The sequence below is a fragment of the Rathayibacter sp. AY1B8 genome (assembly GCF_002932775.1).
In the GTDB taxonomy this organism is placed as follows: Bacteria; Actinomycetota; Actinomycetes; order Actinomycetales; family Microbacteriaceae; genus Rathayibacter.
This window is the reverse complement of sequence record NZ_PSWJ01000019.1, coordinates 49354-69739: the sequence shown is the minus strand read 5'-3', so window position 1 is coordinate 69739 and position 20386 is coordinate 49354. Positions and strand designations below refer to the sequence as shown.

Genomic DNA, 20386 nt, shown 5'->3' with positions numbered 1-20386 from the left:
CGGTCCGCCCGTCCGCCGCCGTCCTCACCGCCGGCCGCGACCCGATCCGCCCTCCCGCCCGCCGCCCTCTGAGGAGACCGCCATGACCACCCCGCCCGGTGCGCAGAGCGCCGCACTCTCCGACCTCTCGCTCGGCCGCTTCGGCTACTCCCGGGTGGCCCTCGTCCTGACCGGCTCCGCCATGACCCAGGTCATGCCCTACTGGATCCAGTGGGCGCGCGCCGCCGCTCCGGCGACCGAGTTCCGCGTGCTCGTCCGCGACTCGGCCTACCGCTTCACCACCCGGCACAACCTGGAGTCGCGACTGCGCGGCCGGATCCAGGACGACCGCTGGGACGACGAGATCGTCGTCGCCCACGTCGACCTCGCCGAATGGGCCGACCTCATCCTGATCTACCCGGCCACCCTCGACTACGCCTCGCGCCTCGCGCACGGCATCACCGACTCCCCGTCGCTGCTCGCGGCCCTCACGACGGAGGCGCCGGTGTGCATCGCTCCGTCGCTGCCGCCGCGGGCGCTCGGCAACCCGGTCGTCGAGTCCACCCTCGCGCTGCTGCGCGAGCCGGCCAACTTCACCGTCATCGACCCCGTGCCCGGGCCGAGCGAGTCCAGCGACACGGCGCTCGCCTGGGTGCCGCCCGCGTTCCCCGCGGTGCTGCGCCACCTGGAGTCGCTGCGCACGGCACCGGCGGCCGCGGAGCAGGCGAGGTCGGCGTGAGCACCACCGCCCCTCCGCGGGCCCTCGTCACCGGGCTGCTCGTCACCGAGCTCTCGGAAGGACCCGACGGGACCACCGTCTGGACCCGCCGCCTCGGAGAGCAGGCGCCGCTGCCGTTCTCGCCGGTGCCCGTCCGCCTCGCAGCGCCCGATCCCCGGATCGTGCCGGGAGGCGCCGACCCGTCGATCCGCCGCTACCGCACCACCGCCCGCGCCCTGCTGCCCGCGCTCCTCCACGAGCTGTCGGAGGAGGCGCTCGTCTCCGTCGGCCGCGAGTGGAAGGGCGCGCTGGACGCGCTCCACGGCGCCCGGCCCGCCGGGGAGCCGCTCCCTCCGCGTCCGCTGCAGCGCGCCCGCGGCTGGCTCGCCGGTGGCTGGGCGCCCGCCGCCGAGGAGCTCGGCGCCGGCGGTCTCCTCGAGCTCGCCGACTGGGCGGAGGCGGTCGTCGCCTCGCCGGCCGCGGTCGTGGTCCACGGCCACCCCGGCCTCGCCCACCTCGTCGTCGACGGGACCCGCGTCGCTCTGCTCACGGGCGAGGACGTCGGGCTCGCCGACCCGGTCTGGGACGCCGCCTGGGTGCTCGGGGAGCTCGCAGAGCTGCACGCCTTCCACCCCGCGCTCCGCCCGGCCCTCGACGCGCTCCGCCGCGGACTCTCGCTCGAGGAGGACCACGACGCCGAGCTGCTGCGCGTCGGCACCTCGTTCCGGCTGGCCCAGCACGCCGTCGACTGGCACCGCTCCGGGGGCGCCAGCAGCGATCAGGCGCGGCTGCTGCTGCGCCTGTCCGCCGCACAGCTGGGGGAGCGGGCGGAATGAGCGCCCGCGACGTCCCGACCCTGTCCGCCGCCCTGCCCTCCGGCGCCCGCGCGCTCGTCGTGCACCGGCCGGAGGTCCGCAACGACTCGGTCGCCCTCGCCGTGCCCGCCGGTATGCGCCACGAGCGCGACGGCGAGGAGGGGATGCTGCACCTGATCGAGCACCTCGTCTACCAGGACAGCGAGGGGGTCGCCGGTCTCGTCCGGCAGACCCGCGTCGCCGAGAGCGGCGGCGTCCTCGGCGGTCACACCCACCTCGACTACTCCGAGTTCTTCGAGACGGGCTCTCCCGGGTCGGCCGCCGTGATCGCGGAGCGGCTCGTCGAGCAGGTCTTCCGCCCCGCCTTCCTGCCGGAGCAGATCGCGGAGCAGATCCGCGCGGTCGCCTCTGAGCGGGCCGCGCGCCTCGCCCCCGCTCCGGGCGGCGTGCTGCCGTGGCCGCACCTGACCGCCCGCTACTGGGCCGACGCCCCCAACGCGCACGACGGCAGCGGCGACCTCGACCTCGAGGGCCGCGCGACCGAGCCCGTCCTGCGCGCGCTGCACCGGCGCCACTACAGCCCGGCCGGCTCCGTGCTGGTCGGCGTCACGGCCGACGACCCCGCCCGGCTCCTGGACCGCCTGGTCGCGGCCCTCGCGGAGGCGCCCGATCGCGCGGCAGGACCGGTCGCCGTCCCACCTGGGACGGCCCGCCCCGAGTACCGCGCCGAGCCCGCCGCCCGCCGGCTCGCCGCGACCGCCGCCGCGCCGTCGACCCGCGTCTCCGACGAGCTGCTCGGCGACCTGATCGCCGCCGAGGCGCTCGCTGCGCAGGCCGGACTCGACGCGAGCGCCGGACTCTTCGGCCCGGGCGACACCGTCGCCGACGACCTCTTCGTGCTGGTCGACGACACCGCCGTGCCCGTCGATCCGTGGCACCGCCTCCGCGCCCTCGCGGTGAGCGACGACTCCGCCCTCGAGCACGCCCGGCATCGCGCGGTGTTGCGTGCGGAGCGGCTGGTGCACGACGACGAGCGTCTGGCCCGCACCGTCGCCCGGGATGCCCTGCTGCGCGGTGCGCCCGGCTTCGCGGGCGAGCTCGTCGACTCCCTCGCCGCGCGGCCGCCGCGCCCGCTGCTCGCGGACGCCGCGGCCCGCCTGGCCGAGCAGCCCTTCGCCGCACTGGGCGTTCCCGCCGCCTCCACCCCTCCAGGAAGGAGGAGCCCATGACCGCCGCACCCCCGCTCGCCGTCGTCGACGAGCGCTCCCGCTTCGCCGTCGTCGCCCTCGGCTGGCGCGACCCGGCCGGAGACGACGGGCCCGACCGCGCTGCCCGCCTCCGCTCGGCCGTTCCCCCCGGAGCGGTCTCGCTCGCGTGGACGGCGACGGCCGGGGCGCAGAGCCTCACCGCGGTGCTCCCTCCGGAGGGCGCCGCGGCCTGGACCGCCCTGACGCTCGAGCGCGCCCAGGGAGCCGGGGATCCGGTGCTCGCCGTGGTCGGGCCCGAACGCGCCGTCTGCGAGACGTCCCGGCCCGTCTCCGTGCCCGCCGCGGCTCCGCTGCCGAGCGCTCTGCACCAGTCCCGCGAGCAGGGCTACGAGAGCACGATCGTCACCGGCGCGGACCCGTCCGGCGAGGTCGGCCACGCCGCGACGTTCCTGGCGCTGTGCCGCCTCACCGCGGGGGCCGAACCGCTCGTCCCCGCCGCACTGCGCTCCGCCGGCGGCGATGCGGTCGCCCAGGTCGCGCGGGGCCTGCGCTCGAGCCGCCCCTCCCTCACCTGGCAGGTCGTCTCCCCGGCCGGCCAGGGCATCCCGACCCTCGAGACCGTGCTGCGCACCGTCCTCGACGGCCGCGCCGCGCACGGGGAGGGAGCACGCGCCGCGCACGCGTTCGCGCGGGCGAACCTCCTCCGCGCCTGGCGGTCGCCCGAGACGCTCGCGCGCACCCTGGTGGAGTACGAGGTGATGGGCTGGGGCGGCGCCCTGGTGCTCGATCCGGAGCCGGCGCTCGCCGCGGTCGACGAGAGTGCGCTCGAGCGGGCGGTCGCGGGGCTCGTGCGGCCCGTCGCCGACGTGGTCGGCTGGGGCTGAATCCGGCGGGCTCGATCAGCTCCGGCCGGGACGCGTCCCCAGGTCGACGAGCCCGTGCTCGATCGCCGAGACCAGGATCTGCACCCGGTCGCGCACGCCCAGCTTCTCCATCACCTTCACGAACCGCGCCTTCACGGTCGACTCGGTGACGAACAGCTCCTGCGCCATCTCGCGGTTGCTCATCCCGCGGGCGAGCAGGCGGATCACCTCGAGCTCCTTCTCGGTGAGCGCCTCGAGCAGATCGGGGTCCGGCACCGTCTCCGCCGGCACCGACTCCTCGAGCCCCTTCACCACGTGGCGCGTGACCTCGGCGGAGAGCACGGACTCGCCCGCGAGCACCGCGTGCACCGCCGCGATGATCTCCCGCGGCTTCGTGTCCTTGACCAGGTAGCCGGAGGCGCCCGCGCGGAGCAGGTCGACGACGTAGCGGTCCGTGGTGAACGTGCTGAGCCCGAGGATCGCGATGCCCGGGTGCTCGGCGTGGATCCGCTCGGTCGCAGCGACGCCGTTCATGACCGGCATCTGCATGTCCATCAGGATCAGGTCGGGCTGGAGCGTCGCCGCCTGCTGCACCGCGATCCTCCCGTCGGAGGCCTCGCCCACCACCTCGATCGCCGGGTCCTGCGAGAGGTAGTCGCGGAGGATCTCGCGGGTCATCGATTCGTCGTCCACCAGCAGCACGCGGGTCATCGCTCTCGTCCTTCGTCGGTCGCCCCCGCGACGAGCGCACCGGACGCCCGGCCCTCGAGGGGGATGGTCATGGTCGTGGTCCAGCGGCCGCCGCGGGCTCCCGCGTCCAGCCGCCCGCCGAAGACGGCGCAGCGGGCCGACATCGCCTCGATCCCGAGGTGCGAGGAGACGATCGGAGCCGCGGAGGCGATCGCGTTGGAGGAGCTCAGCTGCACCTCGCCCCCCGACACCTCGAGCCGGAGCTGCACCTCACCGGCGGTGTCGCCGTGCTTGAGCACGTTCGTGCCCAGCTCCCGGACCGTGCGCCGCAGCACCTGGCGGAGGCTCGCGGGCACCTGCGCCACGGAGCCCGCCACGTCGAGGCGGACCCGGAAGCCCGCGCGCTCGATCGCGTCGGCGACGTTCCGCACGTCGTGGACGAAGCCGACAGCGGTGGTCGTGGCGCCCGAGACCTCCGGGGTCCCGAGCAGGTCGGAGTCGCCGCGGGCGGGAGCGCCTGCCTCGTCCTCGTCCTGGAGGAGCGTCACGAGGCTCCGCAGATCCTGCAGCGCCTGCTGCGCCGCGTCGCCGATGCTCTCGAGGATGCGCTCGGTCTTGGCCGGGTCCTCGACCGAGGTCGCGCGGCGGGCCTGCATGGCGATGATGGTCACCTCGTGCGCGACGATGTCGTGCAGCTCGTGCGCAAGCCGGGTCCGCTCCTCGTTGCGGATCCGCGCCTGCTCCTCCTGGATGCGGTCGGCCCGGCGCTCGCTCCGCTCGCTGCGGCCCCGGAAGGCGTTCAGGCCCAGCCCGGCGGTGCCGCCGAAGAGGACGAACGCGCCCAGGACGTAGACGGCCGTGCCCATGGCGCGGTCGACGAGCAGCACCGCGGGCAGGAGGACGAGGGTGCCGAGCACGAAGACGAGCCCCGCGCGCCAGGGGAGGAGGAAGGTGACGAAGCCGACCACCACGATGGTCGGGAAGATCAGCGCCGCGAGCAGCAGCGGCGGGGCGCCGAGCATCAGGACGACGGCGTAGACGAGGTAGAGCGAGACCGCCGCGGGGATCGCGCCGGCGAGCAGCGCCAGGAGCGGCAGGTAGGGGAGCGCCAGCTCGATCCAGCCGCGGACCGACGTGAGGTCGACGCTGCCGCCCATCAGGTCGATGACGACGAGGAGCGTGAAGGAGCCGAGCAGGAGGGACCGGGTGATCCACCCGCCGGGCAGCGTCCGCACGTCGTTCGTCCACCGCGTCGTCCCCACCACGGGACCAGGGTACCGAAGCCTCCCCCGAGCCCCGTCGGCCTTCCGTACAAGGGCGGACTGGTCTTTCGTACAGGAGCGGTGCGACGGGGCGTCGCCATGCTTATGGAGCGGTCGAGCCGATCGCACCCCTCGATCACAGGAGAACGACCATGGCCCCGATCCTCGCCGCCGCCGCCCTCGCCCTCGGAGCCGTCCTCGCTCCCGCCGCTGCTCCTGCCGCCGCTCCCGTGCAGGCCGCCTCGTCCGCCGGCGTGCAGACGGTCGCCGCCTCCTACGAGCTGCCGAAGGTGCAGAAGCCGGGCGGCATGGAGTCGATCCAGGACCGCGGCGCCCTCTGCAACCTCTTCGGGATGTGCTGAGCGCAGCTCTCGGACCGGGTCAGCCCTTCAGCGGGTCGTTGCCCCAGTTCATCAGGGAGTAGCGCCACTTCGTCTCGGTGACATCGCCCGAGGGACGCTGCTTCGCGTGCCGGTGCACGTAGCCGACGACCTTCGTCATGTGGGCGTAGTCGTCGTCGCTCAGGTCGGCCTGCTTCGTGCCGAGCAGGTCGACGATGCGGCGCCCGCTCTCGTGGCCGACGGACTCGCCGCCGCTCTCCGGCTTCTGGCCGACCTCCTTCGACTCGTCGGTGCCGAGCCACTCCTCGAGCTCCTTCGCGGTCATGTTCACGGCGTCGTGGAACTCGTCGCGGGTCGTCCGCTTCTCGTCGTCGGTGGGCATCGCGGGGCTCCTCGGGTCGGTCGGTCCGGGTCGGTCGGTGACCTCCAGCGCAGCGTGTCGGAGGGGGAGAGGTCAAGCCCCGTGCGCGGTTCCAGGGCGCGCGTAGCGTCGGAGGAGTCCGCACCAGCCGACCACCGCCGGCGTCCGCCGCCGGCAGAGAAGAGGCCCACATGCCCTCCCGCAACACCCTCGTCCGCAGTCTCCACGACCTCGGAGCCGCCGCCTGGTTCGGCGGCTCGCTCATGGGCGCCGTCGGCCTGAACGGCGCCGCGTCCACCTCGTCCGACCCGGCGGAGCGCCTCCGCCTCTCCTCGAACGGCTGGGCCCGCTGGACCCCTGTGCAGCTCGCCGCGATCGCCGCCCACGGCGTCGGCGGCATCGGACTCGTCCTCGCCAACAAGACCCGCCTGGCCAACCAGCAGGAGAGCCGCACGAACACCGTCGTCAAGACCGTCGTGACCGGCCTCGCCGGCGCAGCCTCGGTGATCGCCGCGGTCGCCGGAGCGACGCAGGCCAAGCACGCCGACGAGGGCGCCCCCGGCGTGACCGAGGCGTCGGAGCAGAACTCGCAGGAGCTGACCACGGCCCTCCGCGTGCAGAAGGTCACCCAGTGGGCCATCCCCGTGCTGACCGCCGTCATCATCGTCCTCGGCGCCCAGCAGGGCGAGCAGCAGCGCCCCGTGAAGGGCCTCTTCGAGACCACGGCGCGGATGTTCCGCAAGTAGTCCCCGCGCTCGCGCGCAGACCGTCGGCCGAGAGTGCCCGCCGTCCCCCGAGGGTGGAGGGCGGCTGCTCTCGGCCGACGTTCTGCGTGCGGGGTCCGGGTAGCGGCAGTGTCCGCGGCTGCCGCGGGGTCGCCGTGGGGATCGCCGAGGCGGACGCGCCTGTGCTGATCTGCTCGGCGACCACCCCGCCGTGAAGGGTGATGCGTCAGCTGATCCCGCCCTGGTCATCGGAGGATCAGGGCGCCGATCTCGCCGATCAGGGCGGCGGGGCCGGAACCGACTCCGGTCCTCCTCGGACGGGGGCGGCGAAGTCGTCGCACGACTGAGGGCCCGACCGCGGCCGGGGAGTGGAGTGGTATCGCCCGTACGCACGGAGGCGATCCGATTGACTCCGCTATCTCTACATAGGTAGCGTCGCTTCTGTGCAGCCACTCCCTCGCCTCACTCCCGCCACGGCGGACGTCCTCCGGACCCTCCTCGATGCCGACGGCCCGACCTGGGGCATGGTCGTGATCAAGGCCACCGGGCGACCGGCGGGCAGCGTCTATCCGATCCTGGAGCGGCTCGAGGGAGCGGGCTGGGTGGTCTCGGAGTGGGAGGCCGCGAGCGAGCGGAGCGGCCCGCGTCGCCGGCTCTACGAGCTGACCGCGGAGGGCGCCCCTGCAGCCCGGGCCGCCGTCGAGCGGATGCGGTCGATCGCGCGGACGGCGCCGCGAGCGGCGGAGGCGACCGCGTGAGCGCGCTCCTGCGGCTCCTGTCGCTGTTGCTGCCCCCGCTCGTCCGCGAGCGCTACCTCGAGGAGTGGCGGGCCGACCTGGCCGGGGCCGCCGAGCTGGGACTGCCCCGGCGCGGCGTCGTCCTCGGAGCGCTCGCCCTGCTGGTGAGCGTCGACCGCGACCTGCCCGCGCACACCGGCGAGGCGCGGGGCACGCTCCCGCGCCGCCTCGCCCGCCGCGGACTCGCGCTCTTCGCCGCGGCCGCGCTGATGCTCAGCGGCATCGCGCTGACCGGCGGCGGGATCGTCCCCGAGCCGGGTGCCGCCTCCGACACCGCCCTGGCCGCCGTCGGCGCCGTGCAGACCGCGGTGCTCGTCGCCGCCGTCGCGGTCGCGGTCCTCGGCGCGGTCCACCTCCTCGGCGCTGCGGCGTCGGCCCGCACGGTGCTCGCGCGGATCTCCCTGGTCGCCGCCGTCGTCGGCCCGGTGCTCACCGCGGCCGGCTTCCTCCTCCCCGGACCCCTCGCCCTCGTCGGCCTGCCCGTCTCCCTCGCCGGACTCGTCTGCGGGGCGATCGTCCTCGGCGGCTCGCGGACCATCGCCCTCGCACCGCGGACGGCGACCCGCGCTCAGCGCCTCCCCGTCGCCCTCGCGGGCCTCGCGCTCGTGGCGGGCGTCACGGTGGTGGGCGCCGTCGATCTGCTGGTCTGGAATCCGCAGGCGAAGGTCCCGGGCGTGGCCCTGGCGGAGATCTACGCGACCATGTCCGAGCGCGACGGCTTCGAGTTCGGCTCCCACGCGATCTGGGTCACCGGGTGGGCCGCGTTCTGGACGGCCGCCGCGATCGTCGTGACGGTCGGCGCCCTGGTCGGCCGGAGGTCGCCGCTCACTCCGCGGCGGATCGCGGTGCTCATGCTCGCCCTGGTCGCCGGCGCCGTCGTCTTCCGCTTCTTCGCCGGGTTCGGCTTCGGGATGTCGGTCGCCGACACCTTCGTCACGTCCGGCGGCGACGGCTCCCTGGTCTCGGCGATCCTGCCGCCGCTCGGACAGCTCGCGCTCGCCGGCGCCGCGATCGCGGTGGGCTGGGCGCCCCGAGTCGCCCGGCCGGCGGCGGCCTCCGCGGCCTGACAGTGCTCGTGCCGGCGGAGACTTTCGCCCTGGCGGCTCGGGTTCCGCGAGAACGGGACTGCCTGCCGACGTACTTCCCTTCGTGGTGAACACGAACGGCCCGTTCCGGCGCGGCCGAGCGCCCTCCGACCTACTCCAACCGGCGCAGGAAGCGGGCCGGCTGGTCGAGGAAGCCGCGCCAGGTCCGCACCAGGTCGAGGTCGTCGTAGCGGCAGGGGCGCAGGCCCGTCTCGTCGAGCTCGTAGAGGTCGGCTCCGGGGAGGGCCGCGAGGATCGGCGAGTGCGTGGAGAGGACGACCTGCGAGCCGCCGGCGACCAGATCGCGCAGCTGCCCGATCAGGGCGAGGCAGCCCGACACCGAGAGGGCCGACTCCGGCTCGTCGAGGAGCCACAGCCCGCTGATCCGGGAGCGGTTCGCCACGATGTCGAGGAACGACTCGCCGTGGCTCCGCTCGTGGTACCCGCCGTCGATCCCCACCTCCTCCAGGTAGCTGAAGAAGCCGTGCATCGTCTCGGCGCGGAGGAAGAAGCCGCGCTTGGACGCCCCGGCTCCGCGGACCAGCTGGAGGTGCTCGGCCAGGTCCGACTCCGAGGCGCGGGAGGAGTGCATCGCACCCGTGGATCCGCCCTCCGCGTTCAGCCCGTAGGCGAGGGCGACCGCCTCGAGCAGCGTCGACTTGCCCGAGCCGTTCTCGCCGGTGATCACCGTCACCTGACCGAGATCCCAGCCCTCGGCCAGCACCTGCCGCACGGGCGCGAGCGTCGCGGGCCAGCGCGCGAGGTCGGCGGGGTGCTCGGGTCGGGCCTGCACGCGGCGCACCGGGAGGGTCGAGAACACCCGGTCAGTCAAGCAGGTCGACGCTCCAGCCGGCCTCGGCCAGCGCGCGGGCCGTGTCGGCGCGGGGCGAGTAGGGGAGGTCGTCGGCGCCGACCACGCGGTAGTCGGTGTCGCCGGGGCCGACCCAGAGGACGGAGTCGGACGGGCCGGCCCGGTGCAGGGCGGCGCGGACGGCGTCGGCCGGCTCCGCGATCTCGAGCACCTCGCAGCGCTCGACGCGGCGGGCGCCGTCGACCAGGGCGCGGCGGATCCGCGCGGGGTCCTCGAAGCGCGGGTGGTGGTCGGTGACGATCACCAGGTCGGCGCGCTCGGCGGCGGCCCGGCCCATCGGCGCGCGCTTGCTCGGGTCGCGGTCGCCGTCGGCGCCGAGGAGGACGAGCACGCGGCCGGGCGTCACCTCGCGGAGGGCGTCGACGGTGCGCGCGACCGAGTCGGGCGTGTGCGAGAAGTCGAGGAAGACCCGCGGCCCGTCGGCGCCGGACACGAGCAGCGTCCGCCCGGGCACGGTGACGTCGATCCCGGAGCCGACCGCCGCGGCCACCCGGTCGCGCGCGTGGCCCGCCTCGATCAACATCACCAGCGCGAGGGCCGCGTTCGAGGCCATGTGGCGGCCGAGGAGCGGGACGGAGGTGGTCGTCGACCAGCCGTCGCGGGCGGTGAGCCGGAAGCGGGTGCGGTCGACCGCGGTCTCGAGCACGTCGATCCGCCAGTCGGCTCCGTCCCCGGCGGAGAGCGTCACGACCGGGACGGAGGCCTCGCGGGCGACCCGGCGCCCCGCCTCGGTGTCGACGACCACGACGCCGCGCCGGCTCCGCTCGGGCGTGAACAGGCGCTGCTTGGCGCGGAGGTACTCGTCCAGGTCGCCGAAGTCGTCGAGGTGGTCGTGGCTGAGGTTGGTGAACCCGGCGACGTCGAGCACGATCCCCTCCATCCGCGAGCGCACGAGCGCCTGAGCGCTGACCTCGATCGCCGCCGCCTCGACGCCGTCCTCCGCCATCCGGGCGAGGAGAGCGTGCAGCTCGGAGGCCTCGGGCGTGGTGAGGCGGCTGGCGACGACGTGGTCGGCGCTGCGGCGCTCGGCGGAGGAGCTCAGCCCCGAGACGACGCCCAGCTGCCGGAGCACCGCGTCGAGGAGGTGCACGGTGCTGGTCTTGCCGTTGGTGCCGGTCACGCCGAGGAGCATCGGTCCGCTCCTCGTGCCGTACACCTGCGCGGCGACCGGGCCGAGGGCGGTGCGGGGGTCGTCGCTGAGGAGGACGGGCAGTCCGGAGGCGCGGGCCTCGTCGAGCCCGCCCGCGTCGGTGAGCACGGCGACCGCTCCTGCCGCCGCCGCGTCGGCCGCGAACCGGGCCCCGTGGCTCCTCCTCCCGGGGAGCGCGGCGAAGAGGGCGCCGGGGCCCGCCTCGGTGTGCGCGACGGTCACCGCGGTGATGCGGACGTCGGAGCCGTCGCCGTGGAGGCGGAGCCGATCGCTCGCGAGGTCGGCGAGCGCGACACCGGCGGCGTGGAGCGGTTCGAGGAGCCGGAACACCGGCATGCGGGCCTCCTGCGGGGCGGGCGGGGCGGTGTCGCCGAGGGCCCGCGGGCGCCGCCGGGCGACCGGAGGGGGAGGGCCGGGAGGCCCATGCCCCAGCCTGCGCGGCGCTCCCCCCGATCGGGGAGGCCCTTGCCACCGCCCGCCCGGGCCGCTACCCGCCTCCGCCTACTGCCGCGAGAACGCCTCCTGGTACAGCGCCGCGAGCTCGGGGGAGCTCTCGCCGCTGAGGCCGCAGGTCAGGATCGTGTCGCCGTCGGCCGCGACCAGGTAGTCGACCCCGGTCTCGAAGACGATGGGGGCGCCGTCCACCGCCGTCTCCCTGCCCTGGGTGACCGTGACGCCGTCGCCGACCTCGCCCGCGTAGCGCTCGAGTACGTGCAGGGTGACGGTGCTCCCGTCGATCGAGCGGACCTCGGCCCGGAACGCGAGCTGAGCAGGGGCCAGCGCGGCGGCCGTCACCGGCGAGCACGCGGCCATCGGCCCGCCCGTGCTCGGCAGGATCAGCGTCGAGGTGCTGCCCCCGCCCACGCCGAGCGCGAAGGGCAGCAGGAGGGAGGCGGCGGCCCCGGCGCTCAGCGCGCCGACTCCCACGATCAGCCAGGGGGAGCGGCGGCGGGAGTGCTCCGTCCGCGTGCCCTCACCCGTCGCGGCGGCGATCTGCTCGGCGAGCTCGTCGCGGTCGAGCGCGGGGAGGCTCCGCGCGGGGTCGACCGTGCGGAGGAGGCGGCGGATGTCCTCGTCGTCGGTTCCGGTCATCGGAGTCCCCCTTCGGGCGCGTGCGGGTCGGTGGAGTCGTAGAGCTCGGCGAAGCGGCGCCGCGCGCGATGGAGGCGGATCGAGACGGCGTTCGCCGTGACTCCGAGGACCGCGGCGATCCCGCGGACGTCGAGCTCCTCCCACGCCCAGAGGCGCAGCAGCTCGGCGTCCTGCTCGCGCATCCGGGCGAGCACGAGGCGCACGGTCTCCTCCGCGCCCGACGCCTCGCCCTCGTCGATCTGCACCTGGGGCGGATCGACGACCGCGATCCGCTGGGCGAGCATGACCTGGCGGCGCTGCATCCGCCGGGCGTTCTGCAGCTGGAGCCGGGCGACGCCGATCGCCCACGGCACCGGGTCGTCCTCGGGCACGTCGGCGCTGCGGCGCCAGAGCGCCGAGAGCGTCGCGGCGAGCACGTCGTCGGCGGTGGCGGAGTCGGTGCGCCGCCAGAGGTAGCGGCGGACGGGATCGGCGACCGCGGCGGCGACCGCGGCGAACCGGTCGGGACCCGCGAGGGGAGCTGGCATGTGCCTCATGCTCCCTCCTGTCCGGGATCGGCGCACATCTTTCACCGGCGCGCCGGGCGGGACTCCGCGCTCTCCCAGCAGCGCGGGAGCGCGGGTCGTCGCTCAACGCCGCGAGGCGCCGACGAACTCCAGCCAGCCGGCCACGAACGGCTCGATGTCGTCCACCTCGTTCAACGCGAGAGCGTCCAGGTCGACTCCGCGGCACTCCAGCGTGAGGACGTGCCCCCGCACCCAGGCGGCCGCGCGCACGGCCCCGGCTCCCTCCCACACCTCGAACGGCTCCGGAGCCCCGTCGACCGGGATCTCCGCGATCCGCGTGGGAGCGGGCAGCGCCTCCGGCTGCACGAACGAGACGGGCGCCTCCTCCCGGCAGCAGAGCAGCGCGACGTCGTGCCGCGGATCGCCGAGGGTCGTGCGGATCTCGACGGAGGGCCCCGGCCCGCCCGGGACCGCGTCGTCGGCGAGGAACGAGAGCCCCCGCGGGCCGCCCGTCAGCGTCCACTCCGCCAGCAGCCGCGGACCGCTCCAGCCCGAGACCGCCCAGAGCGGGAGGTCGCCGAACGACCCGCGGATCCGCGCGACCCGCTCGGCGAGGTGCGCGGAGAACTCCTCCTCGCCGAGACGCCGCGCTCCGTCCATGGCCCGATCGTAGGTCGGGTGCCGCGGCACGGCCAGACCCCTCGCTACTGTGAACGTCGACCCCCGCCTCCCTTCCCCGCCGAGGAGCCCCATGCCCATCTGGACCCTGCACGGAGACGGCCGCACCGTCGAGCCCGGCGCCGTCGTCGCCCCCGGCGAGCGGCTCGCCTGGCCGGCGACGATCGCCATCGGCATCCAGCACGTCGTCGCCATGTTCGGAGCGACGTTCCTCGTGCCCGTGCTCACCGGGTTCCCGGTCGCCACGACCCTGCTCTTCTCCGGAGTCGGGACGCTGCTGTTCCTCTTGATCACGCGCAACCGGCTCCCCAGCTACCTCGGCTCGAGCTTCGCGTTCATCGCGCCCGTCACGGCCGCGACCGCCGTCGGAGGGACGGGGTCGGCGCTCGCCGGAGTCGTCGCCGTGGGCCTCCTCCTGGCCGCCGTCGGCGTCCTCGTGCAGGTCGTCGGCCTCGGCTGGATCGACAGGCTGATGCCGCCGGTCGTCGCCGGCGCGATCGTGGCCCTGATCGGGTTCAACCTGGCTCCGACCGCGTACCTCAGCTTCAAGCAGGCACCGATCACCGGGACGATCACGCTCGCCGCGATCATCCTGTCGAGCGTGTTCCTCCGCGGCTTCCTCGGCCGCGTCTCGATCTTCCTCGGCGTGGTCATCGGCTACGTCGTCGCCCTGCTCCGGAACGAGATCGACTACTCCGCGGTCGGTGCGGCCGACTGGTTCGGCCTGCCGCCGTTCACCTTCCCCGACTTCGCCTCCGGATCCACGTGGTCGGGAATCGCGATGTTCCTGCCGGTCGTGCTCGTCCTCATCGCCGAGAACGTCGGACACGTCCGCGGCGTCGCGACGATGACCGACGCCTCCGCCAACGCCAGCACCGGCCGGGCCCTGATCGCGGACGGTGTGGCGACCACCCTCTCCGGCGCCTTCGGCGGCTCCGGCACCACGACCTACGGCGAGAACATCGGAGTGATGGCGGCCACCCGCGTGTACTCGACGGCCGCCTACTGGGTCGCCGGCGTCACCGCGATCCTGCTCAGCCTCTCGCCCAAGGTCGGCGCCGTCTTCAACTCGATCCCGGCCGGAGTCCTGGGCGGCGCCACCACCGCGCTCTACGGCCTGATCGGCGTGATCGGCATCAAGATCTGGATCGACAACCGCGTCGACTTCTCGCGCCCGGTCAACCAGTACACCGCCGCGGTCTCCCTCGTGATCGCGATCGCCGGCTTCTCGTTCTCCTCCGGCGGCTTCGAGCTCGGCGGCATCGTCCTCGGCGCCGGCGCCGCCCTCGTGATCTACCACCTGGGCAACGCCATCGCCCGCTGGCGCCGCACCGGCGCCGACGACGGCGGCCCCCTCCCCGCCATCGGCCAGCTCGGCGGGGACCCGCAGGACCGCTGACCGCGGCCTGCTCCGGCCTGCCGCTCCCGAGACGCCGCCGTGCCGTCCGGACGCCGCCCTCCCGCGGACGTCCCGGCGCGCACGGCGGCGTCTCGGCACCCGACGGAGCCGTCCCGGCGCGCGCACCGCAGCACCGCCTCCGCTTACCACGTTCGGGGCAGTCCGCAACCCGGTGCGCTCCCAGGCGGCTCCCGCCTAACGTCGAGCGTGACGACCGCAGCAGCGGAACGCCGCACACCGAGTGAGACAGCAAGGAGCACCACCGTGCCGCAGATCATCGAGACCGTCGACGTCAACGTCCCCGTGTCCGTCGCCTACAACCAGTGGACCCAGTTCGAGGAGTTCCCGCGATTCCTCGACGAGGTCGAGTCGATCCAGCAGGTCACCGACACCCTCACCGTCTGGAAGGTGAAGGTCGGCCCCGTCGAGCGCGAGTTCGAGGCGAACATCACCGAGCAGCACCCCGACGAGCGCGTCGCGTGGAACAGCACCGGCGGCGAGACCGACCACGCGGGCGTCGTCACCTTCCACAAGCTCTCCGACACCGAGACCCGCGTCACCGTGCAGCTCGACTGGGAGCCGAAGGGCTTCCTCGAGACGCTCGGCTCGCTCGTCGGCGCCGGCAGCCACGCCGTGAAGAAGGACCTGAACAACTTCAAGGAGTACATCGAGAAGCAGGGCACCCCCGACGGTGCCTGGCGCGGCGACGTCGAGGCCTGAGCCGTGACCGACGCAGCCACCTCGTCCGAGGGCGAGAAGAAGGTGAACGGTCTCGGCGACGACGAGACCATCCCGCACTCCGAGGACGGGCTGGCGGTGGGGGTCTCCGGAGACTCGCACTTCAACCCCGAGGAGGACGCTCCCGAGGAGCCCTCCGAGAGCTGACGCTCTCCTCCGGGGAGCCCGACCGCTCTCCTCCGGGGAGCCCGACCGCTCCCCTCCGCGAGATGCCACTTGTGCACATGACACGCCGCGAGGCGTGCGCACAGGTGGCATCTCGCGGTTGAAGGCTCAGCGCCAGGCCCGGGTGTACTGCGGGGGCAGCGGCAGGTCCGCGCCGAGCTCGTGCGCCATCCGCACCGGAGCGTTCGGGTCGCGCAGCAGCTCGCGGGCGAGCAGCACGACGTCGGCGTCGCCGTTCGCGACCACGCCCTCCGCCTGCTCCGCCGTGGTGATGAGTCCCACGGCGCCGACCAGCGCACCGGTCGCCTTCCGCAGGTCGCGCGCGAACGGCACCTGGTAGAGCGGCGCCACCGGGATGCTGGCGTGCACGAGTCCGCCGGTCGACACGTCGAAGAGGTCCACGCCCTCGGCGCGCGCCCACTCCGAGACGGTGATCGTCTCCTCCAGTGTCCAGCCACCCTCGGCCCAGTCGGTCGCGGAGAAGCGGACGAGCAGCACGAGCTCCCCGATCTCGGCGCGGACCGCGCGGACGACCTCGAGCAGCAGGCGCGCCCGGTTCTCGAGCGAGCCGCCGTAGGAGTCCTCGCGGGTGTTCGAGAGCGGCGACAGGAACTGATGGAGCAGGTACCCGTGCGCGGCGTGCAGCTCGATCACGTCGAAGCCGGCGTCCGCGGCGCGGCGGGCGGAGGCGCGGAACGCCTCGACGAGGCCGGGCAGCTCCTCCGCGGCCAGCTCGCGCGGCTCCGCGTAGCCCTCGAACGCGACGGCCGAGGGAGCGACGATCGGCCAGCCGCCGTCCTCCAGCGGCACGGATCCGCGTCCGCTCCACTCGCGGTAGGTCGACGCCTTCCGGCCCGCGTGGGCGAGCTGCACGCCCGCGAGCGCGCCCTGTCCGTGCACGAAATCGACGATCGGAGCCCAGGCGTCGCGCTGCTCGTCGTTCCACAGCCCCGTGTCCCAGGGGCTGATCCGCCCCTCGGGGACGACGGCGGTGGCCTCCGCGATGACGACGCCCGATCCGCCGCGCGCGAGCCCGCCGAGGTGCACGAGGTGCCACGAGGTGGGCACCCCGTCCTGCGCCTCCACCGAGTACTGGCACATCGGTGCCGCCCAGAGGCGGTTGCGCGCGGTCCTCGAGCGGAGCGTCAGCGGCTGGAACAAGGCGGTGTCGGTCATGTCTCTCCTGTCGTGCTTCTCCGCGGAACGCCGCTTCGGTAGGCGATACGCCGGTGAGGGCGCACGCCGGCGGCATCTCGCGGAGGGGGTCACGTGCTCCAACCGGGAGGAGAGCCCGGCTATGCCCGGATCAGCGCGGCCAGGTCGCCCCGGGCGCGTCCTGCCAGACGGTGCTCGGCGGAGCGAGCGACTCCAGCTCCTCGAACAGCGCGTCGGGGATCTCGAGCGCGTCGTCGGCCACGAAGGAGTCGTAGTGCTCGGCGGAGGTGGCGCCGACGACCGTCGTCGTCACGCGGGGGTCGCGCGTCGAGAACTGCAGCGCGGCGGCGGCGAGCGGCACGCCCGCCCGGTCGCAGGCCGCTCCCATCGCCGCGACGGCATCGACGATCTCGCGCGGCGCCGGCCGGTAGGCGTAGGAGGTGACCGGCTCCGGCCAGCGCGCGAGGGCGCCTCCGCCGTAGACCGCCGCGTTGACGACGATCACGCCGCGGTCGACGGACGCGTCGATCAGCTCCTCGGAGGAGCGGTCGACCAGCGTGAAGCGGTTGTGGGTGATCACGGCGTCGAAGAGGCCGGTGTCGACGTAGTGGCGCAGCATCGGAGCGGGTCCGCCCGAGATCCCGATCGAGAGGGCGACGCCCGCCTCCTTCATCGCGACGAGCGCGCGGACCGGGCCGTCCTCGGCGAAGGCCTCGTCGTACGAGATGCGCTCCGGGTCGTGCAGGTAGAGCAGGGGGAGGACGTCCATACCGAGGCGCTCGCGGCTCTCGTCGAGGCTGCGGCGCATCCGCTCGGCCGAGTAGCTGCCGGTGCTCGGGTCGCGGTCGAGCTTGGTGACCATGGTGATCCCCTCGGGGACGCCGCCGCGGGCCTGCAGGGCCTCGCCGATCAGGCGCTCGCTGTGGCCGCCGGCGTACTCGTTCGAGGTGTCGACGACGGAGACGGCGCGGGTGGCGGCGTCGGAGTCGAGGACGCGCTCGAGGGCAGGCACCCGGTCGAGGTCGGCGACGCGCTCGGGGCGCCAGGAGGTGCCGAGGGTCAGCCGGGTGACGGTGGCGCCGGACGGGCCGAAGGGCCGGAGGCGGGAGGACTGCGGAGTCATCCGCTCAGCCTGGCAGCGCCGGGGTCCTCCCCGCATCCCGCGGAGGATGAACGGTCAGTGGACGAGAGCGCTCAGCCCGACCACGCCGAAGCCCAGGAGCGTCGTCGCGAGCGTTCCGGCGGAGAGGTGGGCGATCCGGAAGACGGTGTCGGAGCGGCGCGGTCGCCTCCGAGGTCGACGCGGTGTCGTGCTCGACGGGATCCCTCCGCGGGCCCTTCCTCGGGGCGCGATGACCGGCGGCGGACCGGCCCGAGGCCGCCCTCACGGCGGGACGCGGGCCGGTGGTGCGGCCTAGGCTCGGCGCGTGACCGTCGATACCGCCGCCGCCGACTCCTCCGCCCGCTCCGCCGTGCTCGACGCTCTCGCCACTCCGGCGCTGGTGCTCGACGAGGCGGTGCTCGACCGCGACATCGCCGCCGTCGCCGCGGCTGCCCGCGAGCGGGGTCTGGCGCTCCGCCCCCACGCGAAGACCCACAAGTCGCTCGAGATCGCCCGGCGCCAGCTCGCCGCGGGGGCCGTCGGGCTCACCGTCGCGACCGTCTCAGAGGCCGAGGTCTTCGCCGCGGGAGGGATCCGCGACCTCTTCATCGCCTACCCGCTCTGGCTCGACGCCGAGCGCGCCGGGCGGCTCCGCCACGTCCTCGCGAGCGCCCGCGTGCGGGTCGGCGTCGACTCGGCGGAGTCGGCCGAGCGCCTGGCCGCGGCCCTGCCCGAGCGCGAGGGGCTCGAGGTCGTCGTCGAGATCGACTCCGGCCACCACCGCAGCGGCGTGCTCCCCGCCGAAGCCGGCGCGATCGCCGCGGCCGCCGTCTCGGCCGGGCTCGACGTCGCCGGCGTCTTCACCTTCCCCGGCCACAGCTACGCGGCCGGCAACGGAGCGGCGGCCGCCCGCGACGAGGCGCGCGCGCTCGCCGAGTCGGTCGCGTCGCTCGCGGCGTCCGGAGTCGAGGCCCGCGTGGTCAGCGGAGGCTCGACCCCCTCGGCCGCGTTCGCCGACTCCTCGGTGCTCACGGAGCTGCGCCCGGGGGTCTCGGCCCTCGGCGACGCCCAGCAGTGGGAGATCGGCACGATGACGCCCGAGGACATCGCCGTCACCGTCCTCGCCACGATCGTGTCCCGCCGCGGCGACCACCTGATCGCCGACGCGGGCAGCAAGGTGCTCTCCTCCGATCGTGGCGCGGCCTCGAGCGGCTTCGGCCGCCTCCCGGAGCACCCGGAGGCGCGCATCCCGGTGCTCTCGGAGCACCATGCGACGATCACCGGTGTCGACCTGCCCGTGGGGACGCGGGTGCGGATCGCGCCGAACCACGTCTGCGTCGCGGTGAACCTGGCCGACGAGTACCGCGTCCTCCTCCGCGACGGCGGCGGCGCCGTCTGGCCCGTCGACGCCCGCGGGCGGAACAGCTAGCCGATCCGCGAGCGCGGGATCCGCAGGCCGAGCAGCGCGCTCGCCGCCAGCAGCACGAAGGCGGAGGCGAAGGCCGCGGTCGGCGATGCGGCGTCGGCGAGAGCGCCTGCGAGCAGCGGCCCGATCACGCCGCCCAGGTCGGACGCGGCCTGGAACACCGAGACCGGCTTGCCGCCGCGCTCGCCCGCGGCGTCACCGACCAGCGCACCCGGGGCCGTGCCCATGAAGGCGGCCGCCGCTCCGTAGACGCAGAGCAGCACGACGAGCAGCCACAGCTCCGAGACGAACGGCATCGCCAGCATCGCCACCGCCGCGACGGAGAATCCGCCGATCAGCGCCGGGCGCCGGCCGACCGTGTCGACGAAGCGGCCGGCGGGCGCGAGCGCGATCGTCTGCACCACCGCGGCGATCGCGAACGCGATGCCGGTCCAGGCGGGCTGCCCGCCGAGCCCCTCGACGACGAGCACGGGGACGAGCGTCGCGCGGACTCCCATCGCCGACCAGCCGAGGGCGAAGTTCGCCAGCACCGCGCTCTGGTACCGGCGGTCACGGGCGACCTCGCGCAGGGGCTTCGTCTTCGCCGCGGCGGACGGTGCCGCGTCGCGCTCCGGCCGCTGCAGCAGGATCAGCCCGACGAGCCCCGCGATCGCGAGCGTGCCGGCGTAGAAGAAGAAGGGGGCCGTGAGTGAGATCGCCGTGAGCACGCCGCCCACCGCGGGGCCCGCCATGCCGCCGAGCAGGAAGCCGCCCTGGTAGAAGCCGATCGAGCGGCCGCGCCGCTCCGGGCTCGCGGTGCGCAGGAGGAGCGTCATCGCCGCGACGGAGAACATCGCGGAGCCGATGCCGCCGGCCCCGCGCAGCAGGAGGAGGTGCGGGTAGTCGGAGGCGAAGCCGACCAGCGCCGAGGAGAGCGCGACGATGCCGATGCCGACAGCGAGCACGACCCGCTCGCCGAACCGGTCGACCAGCGGCCCCACGAACGGATTCGCGACCAGCCGCATCAGCGCGAACGCCGAGACGACCGCGCCGACCGCCGTGTAGTCGACGCCGAAGCTGCGCACGTAGGTCGGCAGCACCGGCACGACGACGCCGAACCCCAGCATCACGAAGAAGGCGACGACCCCCAGCACGAGCACGTCCCGCGGCAGTCGCTCGCTGTCTCGGGAACGCCACGGGAATCGCACCTGTCGACGCTACCCCCTGCCGCAGGCCCCACCCGACTCCGGACGGGAACCCACCGGGCAGCACGCCGGACGC

The 20386-nt window shown here is 74.7% G+C and carries 23 protein-coding genes; 12 read left to right on the top strand and 11 right to left on the bottom strand.

All coding sequences use genetic code 11. From position 1 onward, the window contains the following. Positions 1-82 precede the first annotated feature (82 nt). The 4 genes from C5C63_RS12120 to C5C63_RS12105 are packed head-to-tail and all read left to right on the top strand — an operon-like array spanning position 83 to position 3604. Complete coding sequence (locus tag C5C63_RS12120; RefSeq protein WP_104326122.1) at positions 83-718, top strand: flavoprotein; 636 nt, start codon at positions 83-85, stop codon at positions 716-718. Continuing rightward, positions 715-1533: a hypothetical protein gene (locus tag C5C63_RS12115; protein ID WP_104326121.1), complete on the top strand. Its 819-nt coding sequence runs from the start codon at positions 715-717 to the stop codon at positions 1531-1533. Before C5C63_RS12120 ends, C5C63_RS12115 begins: the two co-directional genes overlap by 4 nt. Continuing rightward, positions 1530-2741: a pitrilysin family protein gene (locus C5C63_RS12110; protein WP_104246981.1), complete on the top strand. Its 1212-nt coding sequence runs from the start codon at positions 1530-1532 to the stop codon at positions 2739-2741. The genes C5C63_RS12115 and C5C63_RS12110 overlap by 4 nt, the downstream gene beginning before the upstream one ends. Next, positions 2738-3604, top strand: a complete 867-nt coding sequence (locus C5C63_RS12105; RefSeq protein ID WP_104225097.1) for a hypothetical protein — start codon at positions 2738-2740, stop codon at positions 3602-3604. The genes C5C63_RS12110 and C5C63_RS12105 overlap by 4 nt, the downstream gene beginning before the upstream one ends. Before the next feature lie 15 nt (positions 3605-3619). On the opposite strand, the gene C5C63_RS12100 is transcribed toward C5C63_RS12105, so the two are convergent. Further along, entirely contained in the window at positions 3620-4294 is a 675-nt protein-coding gene (locus C5C63_RS12100) for a response regulator transcription factor (RefSeq protein WP_104225096.1), read from the bottom strand. Next, positions 4291-5538 carry a sensor histidine kinase gene (locus C5C63_RS12095; RefSeq protein ID WP_258059356.1) on the bottom strand — a complete coding sequence of 416 codons (1248 nt, stop codon included), beginning with the start codon at positions 5536-5538 and terminating at the stop codon, positions 4291-4293. Before C5C63_RS12095 ends, C5C63_RS12100 begins: the two co-directional genes overlap by 4 nt. 149 nt (positions 5539-5687) lie before the next feature. Here C5C63_RS12095 and C5C63_RS12090 point away from each other — a divergent pair, with 149 nt between their 5' ends. Continuing rightward, a complete protein-coding gene (locus C5C63_RS12090; protein ID WP_104225965.1) occupies positions 5688-5897 on the top strand; it encodes a hypothetical protein in 210 nt (69 codons plus the stop codon). A gap of 19 nt (positions 5898-5916) precedes the next feature. Here C5C63_RS12090 and C5C63_RS12085 read toward each other — a convergent pair whose 3' ends face one another. After that, on the bottom strand, positions 5917-6258 hold the full coding sequence (locus C5C63_RS12085) for a DUF3140 domain-containing protein (RefSeq protein WP_104295849.1): 342 nt from the start codon (positions 6256-6258) through the stop codon (positions 5917-5919). Between the two features lie 170 nt (positions 6259-6428). Between C5C63_RS12085 and C5C63_RS12080 the strand changes: the two genes are divergently transcribed. From C5C63_RS12080 to C5C63_RS12070, 3 genes are all read left to right on the top strand, one after another. Continuing rightward, positions 6429-6983, top strand: coding sequence for a hypothetical protein (locus C5C63_RS12080; protein WP_104225093.1), 555 nt, complete (start codon positions 6429-6431; stop codon positions 6981-6983). Between the two features lie 422 nt (positions 6984-7405). Continuing rightward, the gene (locus tag C5C63_RS12075) at positions 7406-7720 is read left to right on the top strand and encodes a PadR family transcriptional regulator (protein ID WP_104326120.1); all 315 of its coding nucleotides are present in this window, start codon (positions 7406-7408) and stop codon (positions 7718-7720) included. Further along, the gene (locus tag C5C63_RS12070) at positions 7717-8826 is read left to right on the top strand and encodes a hypothetical protein (protein WP_104326119.1); all 1110 of its coding nucleotides are present in this window, start codon (positions 7717-7719) and stop codon (positions 8824-8826) included. The genes C5C63_RS12075 and C5C63_RS12070 overlap by 4 nt, the downstream gene beginning before the upstream one ends. Positions 8827-8956: 130 nt before the next feature. Here C5C63_RS12070 and C5C63_RS12065 read toward each other — a convergent pair whose 3' ends face one another. The 5 genes from C5C63_RS12065 to C5C63_RS12045 form a co-directional block, all read right to left on the bottom strand. Beyond that, positions 8957-9664 (bottom strand): AAA family ATPase, encoded by a 708-nt coding sequence (locus C5C63_RS12065; RefSeq protein WP_104268547.1) that lies wholly within the window; start codon positions 9662-9664, stop codon positions 8957-8959. Between the two features lie 4 nt (positions 9665-9668). Then, positions 9669-11201, bottom strand: a complete 1533-nt coding sequence (locus tag C5C63_RS12060; protein ID WP_104326118.1) for a Mur ligase family protein — start codon at positions 11199-11201, stop codon at positions 9669-9671. A 165-nt stretch (positions 11202-11366) separates the two neighbouring features. Continuing rightward, complete coding sequence (locus C5C63_RS12055; protein ID WP_104326117.1) at positions 11367-11957, bottom strand: hypothetical protein; 591 nt, start codon at positions 11955-11957, stop codon at positions 11367-11369. Further along, positions 11954-12484 carry an RNA polymerase sigma factor gene (locus C5C63_RS12050; protein ID WP_181027124.1) on the bottom strand — a complete coding sequence of 177 codons (531 nt, stop codon included), beginning with the start codon at positions 12482-12484 and terminating at the stop codon, positions 11954-11956. The genes C5C63_RS12055 and C5C63_RS12050 overlap by 4 nt, the downstream gene beginning before the upstream one ends. 102 nt (positions 12485-12586) lie before the next feature. Beyond that, positions 12587-13123 carry a hypothetical protein gene (locus C5C63_RS12045; RefSeq protein WP_104237811.1) on the bottom strand — a complete coding sequence of 179 codons (537 nt, stop codon included), beginning with the start codon at positions 13121-13123 and terminating at the stop codon, positions 12587-12589. A gap of 91 nt (positions 13124-13214) precedes the next feature. On the opposite strand from C5C63_RS12045, the gene C5C63_RS12040 reads away from it, so the two are divergent. The 3 genes from C5C63_RS12040 to C5C63_RS17095 all read left to right on the top strand — a co-directional run bounded on the left by C5C63_RS12040 (position 13215) and on the right by C5C63_RS17095 (position 15425). Next, positions 13215-14540, top strand: a complete 1326-nt coding sequence (locus C5C63_RS12040) for a uracil-xanthine permease family protein (RefSeq protein ID WP_104225956.1) — start codon at positions 13215-13217, stop codon at positions 14538-14540. Positions 14541-14804: 264 nt separating this feature from the next. After that, positions 14805-15260: an SRPBCC family protein gene (locus C5C63_RS12035; RefSeq protein WP_104224157.1), complete on the top strand. Its 456-nt coding sequence runs from the start codon at positions 14805-14807 to the stop codon at positions 15258-15260. 3 nt (positions 15261-15263) lie between these two features. Next, positions 15264-15425 (top strand): hypothetical protein, encoded by a 162-nt coding sequence (locus C5C63_RS17095; RefSeq protein WP_181068302.1) that lies wholly within the window; start codon positions 15264-15266, stop codon positions 15423-15425. A gap of 126 nt (positions 15426-15551) precedes the next feature. On the opposite strand, the gene C5C63_RS12030 is transcribed toward C5C63_RS17095, so the two are convergent. Then, positions 15552-16619 carry an NADH:flavin oxidoreductase/NADH oxidase gene (locus tag C5C63_RS12030; protein WP_104326116.1) on the bottom strand — a complete coding sequence of 356 codons (1068 nt, stop codon included), beginning with the start codon at positions 16617-16619 and terminating at the stop codon, positions 15552-15554. Between the two features lie 130 nt (positions 16620-16749). Continuing rightward, positions 16750-17721, bottom strand: a complete 972-nt coding sequence (locus tag C5C63_RS12025; RefSeq protein WP_181110613.1) for an aldo/keto reductase — start codon at positions 17719-17721, stop codon at positions 16750-16752. A gap of 304 nt (positions 17722-18025) precedes the next feature. Between C5C63_RS12025 and C5C63_RS12020 the strand changes: the two genes are divergently transcribed. Continuing rightward, on the top strand, positions 18026-19129 hold the full coding sequence (locus C5C63_RS12020; RefSeq protein WP_258061247.1) for an alanine racemase: 1104 nt from the start codon (positions 18026-18028) through the stop codon (positions 19127-19129). Here C5C63_RS12020 and C5C63_RS12015 read toward each other — a convergent pair. After that, positions 19126-20313: an MFS transporter gene (locus tag C5C63_RS12015; RefSeq protein ID WP_258065450.1), complete on the bottom strand. Its 1188-nt coding sequence runs from the start codon at positions 20311-20313 to the stop codon at positions 19126-19128. The genes C5C63_RS12020 and C5C63_RS12015 overlap by 4 nt on opposite strands. Positions 20314-20386: the final 73 nt, after the last annotated feature.